The 5,261-nt window shown below is 39.8% G+C and carries 5 protein-coding genes and 1 pseudogene; 1 reads left to right on the top strand and 5 read right to left on the bottom strand.

The window, feature by feature from the left end:
- On the top strand, positions 1 to 225 hold a 225-nt coding region (locus K0778_RS24740; RefSeq protein ID WP_024169623.1), incomplete at its 5' end, for an IS1 family transposase.
- Positions 226 to 231: 6 nt separating this feature from the next.
- Here K0778_RS24740 and K0778_RS24735 read toward each other — a convergent pair.
- From K0778_RS24735 to K0778_RS24715, 5 genes and pseudogenes are all read right to left on the bottom strand, one after another.
- A pseudogene (locus K0778_RS24735) lies at positions 232 to 609 on the bottom strand (ParB/RepB/Spo0J family partition protein); the annotation flags it as partial.
- Entirely contained in the window at positions 599 to 2,155 is a 1,557-nt protein-coding gene (locus tag K0778_RS24730) for a recombinase family protein (RefSeq protein ID WP_025297248.1), read from the bottom strand. The gene K0778_RS24730 and the pseudogene K0778_RS24735, both read right to left, overlap by 11 nt.
- 282 nt (positions 2,156 to 2,437) lie before the next feature.
- On the bottom strand, positions 2,438 to 3,667 hold the full coding sequence (locus K0778_RS24725) for an integrase domain-containing protein (RefSeq protein ID WP_001062342.1): 1,230 nt from the start codon (positions 3,665 to 3,667) through the stop codon (positions 2,438 to 2,440).
- Between the two features lie 276 nt (positions 3,668 to 3,943).
- The gene (locus K0778_RS24720) at positions 3,944 to 4,762 is read right to left on the bottom strand and encodes a hypothetical protein (protein WP_000457798.1); all 819 of its coding nucleotides are present in this window, start codon (positions 4,760 to 4,762) and stop codon (positions 3,944 to 3,946) included.
- Positions 4,763 to 4,765: 3 nt separating this feature from the next.
- Positions 4,766 to 5,014: a hypothetical protein gene (locus K0778_RS24715; RefSeq protein WP_001293201.1), complete on the bottom strand. Its 249-nt coding sequence runs from the start codon at positions 5,012 to 5,014 to the stop codon at positions 4,766 to 4,768.
- Positions 5,015 to 5,261: the final 247 nt, after the last annotated feature.

Below are 5,261 nucleotides of genomic sequence, written 5' to 3'. Positions count from 1 at the left end.
GAGGTCGTGGTATGGATGACGGATGGCTGGCCGCTGTATGAATCCCGCCTGAAGGGAAAGCTGCACGTAATCAGCAAGCGTTACACTCAGCGAATTGAGCGGCATAACCTGAATCTGAGACAACATCTGGCAAGGCTGGGACGGAAGTCACTGTCGTTCTCAAAATCGGTGGAGCTGCATGACAAAGTCATCGGGCATTATCTGAACATAAAACACTATCAATAAGTTGGAGTCATTACCTGAAAGTCCTCTGATTTTCATGTCTTTAATCACCTGTAATAACTCATTAGAACGTGGTCTTCTCCTTGCAATGTTTTCAACTAAACTCATAACGTAAGCATCTTCTTCTGATACATCTCTTATAATTGCTGGAATAATAGTTTCACCTAATGCAACGAGAGCCTCTATTCTCCCTTGACCACAAATTAAAGCATATTTGAAATCGCCTTCATCAATAGCTCTTACGCTTATAGGCTTGCTTAATCCTCTTTTTTTTATGCTTTCCTTTATTTCTTCATGCACTACCTTATTTCTTGTTCGTGGGTTAAGAAATTTTATTTTTGCAATCTCAATTTGAATTATTGGGAATTCATTTTTTTCAGGCAGCATATAGTTCCCTCACTTTCATGCGAGTAATAATTTGTAGAAGTTTATCAAGATTATCAAATCTATAGAGATCTAATCGAATGTTGTTTGTTTCCGTCATGCACATTTTATTATATTCGTTTTCAATCTTTGGTATGATATAAAAATCAAGAGGTGAAATATTTTGTGAATTCATTCGTATAACAATTGTTATGTCTGCTTTCTGTGAGTTATCAAACCGGACTTTCCATCTAAGTTTACCTGATTTCATATGTATGCATTTAGTAACAAGGACGGAAATTAAAAACTCATCATTGATGTAAAGCATTGGGGCATATTTATACTCGTCTATATGACAGTTACTTTTTAAAATTTCACCCTTAAAATCCTCAATTATCTCTGAGTAAAATGATCTTAGTGCTTCATTTATTTTGAGATAGCTGTAATCATGTTCTGGCTTATAACCAATCAAAGTATATGCTCTTAAAAGACCACCAAATCGGGTTCTATAAACAGAAGATGAAGGGCCTGTATCATCTTCATCAATGATAAAGCCTGATAGTTTTCCATTAGATTCTAATTTTTGTTTTAGTTTTTCTAATAGATCTTCATTAGTCAAATGAATGGATCGGAGCTGAATTATTTCTTGAGCTTTATTGTATTTTTTCTTTGAAATAATAGGTTTATATGCCTTGTCACATCTAACCCATTCATGTTTGGGGTTTTTTACAAGCCTACTTTTTAATTTAGATGAGGTTTTGTTATATATGTTGTTTCCAATATATTTTTCATTTGTCAAAATTTGATGTATTTTTGCACGAGTCCATAATGTTCCATTTTCTGCAGGTATGTTCTGTTCATTTAATCTCTCAGCAATAATGAATTCTGGGACGTTATTATCTATAAAGAGATCATATATTCTATTTACAATTTTTATTTCATTTTTTGGTCCCGGAATTAATATTACCCTATCTGTTTGAATACTCTTTCTTTTGCGGAAACTCAATATTTCTTTAGCTATGCCATTTTCGTCTACTAAAAGACGTCTCAGCCCATAACCAGCCATACCGCCTTGATGATAACCAAGCTTTATTAAATTTACTTGCCCTATAAATACCTTTTCAGATAGATTCCTGCTGTGATATGCAGCACTAGATCTTTTTATATTCAGTATAACAGAGGACTCTAAAGGGAAATCTTTAGTGGGTATAGGTTCGGAACAATATATAAGATCTACACCATTTCTCTCAAATAGAAAGGAATAATATGCCGCTTCATCACTATTTTGAAAACGACCAAAACGGCTCACATCATAAAATAATACAGCCTGTATATCTATTTTCTTTTGTTCTACATCGCTAAGTAACTGCTGCAAAGAATGCCTGCCTACGATACTGACTCCGCTCTTACCTGCATCATCGTAGGTATAAGCGATTTCCATATTGTTCTTTTCAGCATAATCTTTGATATATTCGGACTGATTATGTAAAGAATATTGCTGATGGTCGGTAGACATCCTCAAGTACTGCGCGACCCTAACTCTATGATTTTTTTCATTTTCGCTAGCCATGCACGAAACCTCATGGATGATTCAATACAATGTAGTGGATAAAATTGATCAAATTTTAACCGAATTCAACTGTTTTATCATTGATTAGAGCGAATTTGGTAGATCTTCGAGGTGTATGATAATCGAGAAGAGATGTGAATTATTTAGCTGATATGACCGACAGCTTTCGTTATGTGGACTCAATGTCCCCATTTGTAAATGGCTATGCTTAGTCCACATAGGTTAATGGTGTGATTATTAATTCTTTAACTAAATCAAGATAGTTAATCCATCATGGGAGAGTTATGCGGCAATAACTTTGCATTTTTGAGACGAAACATAGTCACTCCACCATTGCATGAGAACCACCCGTTCAGTGAGATACTCTGCACGATTGTAGGCTGCAATTATTTCATCTTTCTTCGAGTGGGCAAGGGCGGCTTCTAAGACATCAGTCCTAAACTTGCCAGACTCCTCAGCAGCCGTTCTAGCAATGGATCGCATACCGTGAGCTACAAGCTCACCTCCGAAACCCATACGGATTATGGCCGCATTAGCTGTTTGTTCATGCATGTGATTGAGTGGAGCTTTGATACTGGGGAACACCCACTCTCTATGCCCGCTGATGACTTTCATTAAATCCAAAACTCGCAAAGCTTCTTTGCTCAGTGGAACTTTGTGAGGCTTCTTCATTTTCATAAACTCCGCCGGGATGTTCCACATGCCAGTTTCAATATCAATATCTGACCATCTTGTGCGAACAGCTTCACCTGGGCGAACCCATGTGAGAAGTTGCCACTCAATCAGTAGCCTTGTTTCCAAACGGATAGAAGCATTGTTTAGAGCAACCAAGAAGCGAGGGAGTTCGGAAGGGGGTAATGCTGGCATATTCTGTTTTTTTGGCTTGCTGAACCGTTGCCCCAGGTTGTCTGCCGGGTTGAATTCTATGAGTTCTTCTGTTGCTGCATAGCGGAAAATTTCATTCAGGCGGGATATGATGCGGCGAAGTGTTTCAAGGACACCTCGTTTTTCTATGGGTTCTAAATGCTGTTTAAGCATTTTAGGGCGAATCTCCTTAATTGGGGTATCACCCAATGTGGAAAAGATATTTCTCTCTAGGCTTCGCCAGATGTCGTTAGCATGATCTTGGGAGATGCCTGACGTTTTGACTTTCTCATCAAGCCACTTCTTGGCTACTGCTTGAAATGTATGTTCCGTGGCATCTTTCAGTGCATTGGCTTTTTGGTTGTTATGAACTTGGGGGTCTATACCATTTGTAAGCAACGACAAGTATTCATCACGTAAAGCTCGTGCCTTCGCAAGTGTAAGGTGAGGATAGGTTCCTAAGCTCACCTTAGTTCGCTTTTTGGTCACAGGCACTGCATATCTGAAATACCAATTTTTCTTCCCTCCCTTCGCCAGGGGAGCGATTCGCAACAGCAAACCATCGCCGTCAAAAAGGTTAACCTCTTTTTCGGCAGGTTTGGTGCTTTTGATTTCAGTGTCAGTGAGCTTCTTAGCGATTTTGGCCATGTTTGGGACCCTCGATTTTAGGACCCATCTTCGTGGGTCCCATTCAGGGTGCCATAACTCGTAGTTCTCAGCAATTCTCACTAGACTACAATAGACGTAAAAAAGCCCGCAGAGCTTGTGCTGTGCGGGCTTAGTAGACTTTACTGAACTTCAGTACATCAATATTTGGTGGAGCTGGCGGGAGTTGAACCCGTGTCCGAATATTTGCAATGCGTTGATTTATAACGAATAAAATTTAAAGTTGGTTCTTACGGCTCTTTTGCGGATATTTTACTATCAATTCGTAGTCCTGCCATATTTACGTTTTTTCTTGCGGTTTGTTTCTGGTTTCTTCTCTCGGTTATTGTCTACTTTTTCATGTATATCCATATTGAACCAAGAAGCATGCGAAACCTCACTTAATGGAAATATGATACTGGTATCAACTCCATCAAGATCGTTGTAATCATTTGAAAACAGGACCCTTAGTGTGTCCTTGTCCCTGTAACCAGATATGATTGGGCTAATAGAAATTTCAAGGTTAGGGCCTTGTTTTTCGTTTGGCTCACTAATCATGTTAACTGTTCCGACATATACTTTGCGGCATTTCAGGCTTATCAGTACCGGTCTGTTTGTAGTCGCTGAATCAAAGAATAGCTGACCAAGTGAGCCATCAGACAACAGTTTTTCCAACTCATTAAGCCTGATTAGTTGCTTTGCGAAATTGATAGAAATTGCATTATTGGATGCAGAACTAATAGTTTTTGCTGCCACAAACATACGAAATTTGCATATCTGCAACCAAATAAAAGCAACTCCACAAGTCGCCACTGATAGCAGGATGAGCCATGATGTTATCCTGTTTTCTTTAGGGTCTGCACTACCATCAATAAGATGTGATACCCATGTGACCAGTGTAAGGCTTGGTATAAAGTACTTGGTTGCATACGCCAGCACGACTGCAACAATGAACGAGTACACACCGTACGTGGCCACCTTCATATAGAGAAGCTGGCCGTCGTAACGGTGGAGTCGATAGAATAATTTGATGTTATGGGGCGATGTAACCAGTAAGGATCCACTTACTAAAAGTGGAATGATCAGCAATGCAAACATTTGTTAGTCGTCATTGTCCATTGAGTTAGCTTTAGCGGCTGCAACAGCTTTTGCATCCTGCTCGACGAATTTTCTAGCTGCTTTCCTAAGCTGAGTGATTTTTTCTGGGTCAGTAGATGGGTCTACAATAACTGCACCACGCCCTACGACCTTGATGTTTTTAACACCAGATTTGTTCAAACGATCGGCCATGGCTTGTCCGCCTTTGACCAAATCATTCAGCCCAAACATCTTCATGACTAGTTCTGACATAAAGACCTCCTTTCAGTCCCCCCAATGTATCCTTTTGAGGCATTTATTGCTCCCCGCAGAACGGGGCGCGGGATTTTACCATAATCTACGTACTGGCTCCAAGATTTCCCGCGTGTTCCTAGTACTAGGGAAGTTGCGATTAAGTGGTCCGCAGCTCCCGATATGACGCCCCAAACCGTCCTTTATCGACGTCCTGTGGCTCAATTTTCCAATTTTCAGCCCAAAATCGTCTCTTCGTGGCTGATTT

Origin of the sequence: Escherichia sp. XD33, from assembly GCF_019375075.1 — a bacterium.
GTDB classification, from domain to species: Bacteria; Pseudomonadota; Gammaproteobacteria; order Enterobacterales; family Enterobacteriaceae; genus Enterobacter; species Enterobacter flexneri_A.
Note: the sequence above shows the minus strand (reverse complement) of the source record. Positions and strands in the feature narration are given on the sequence as shown.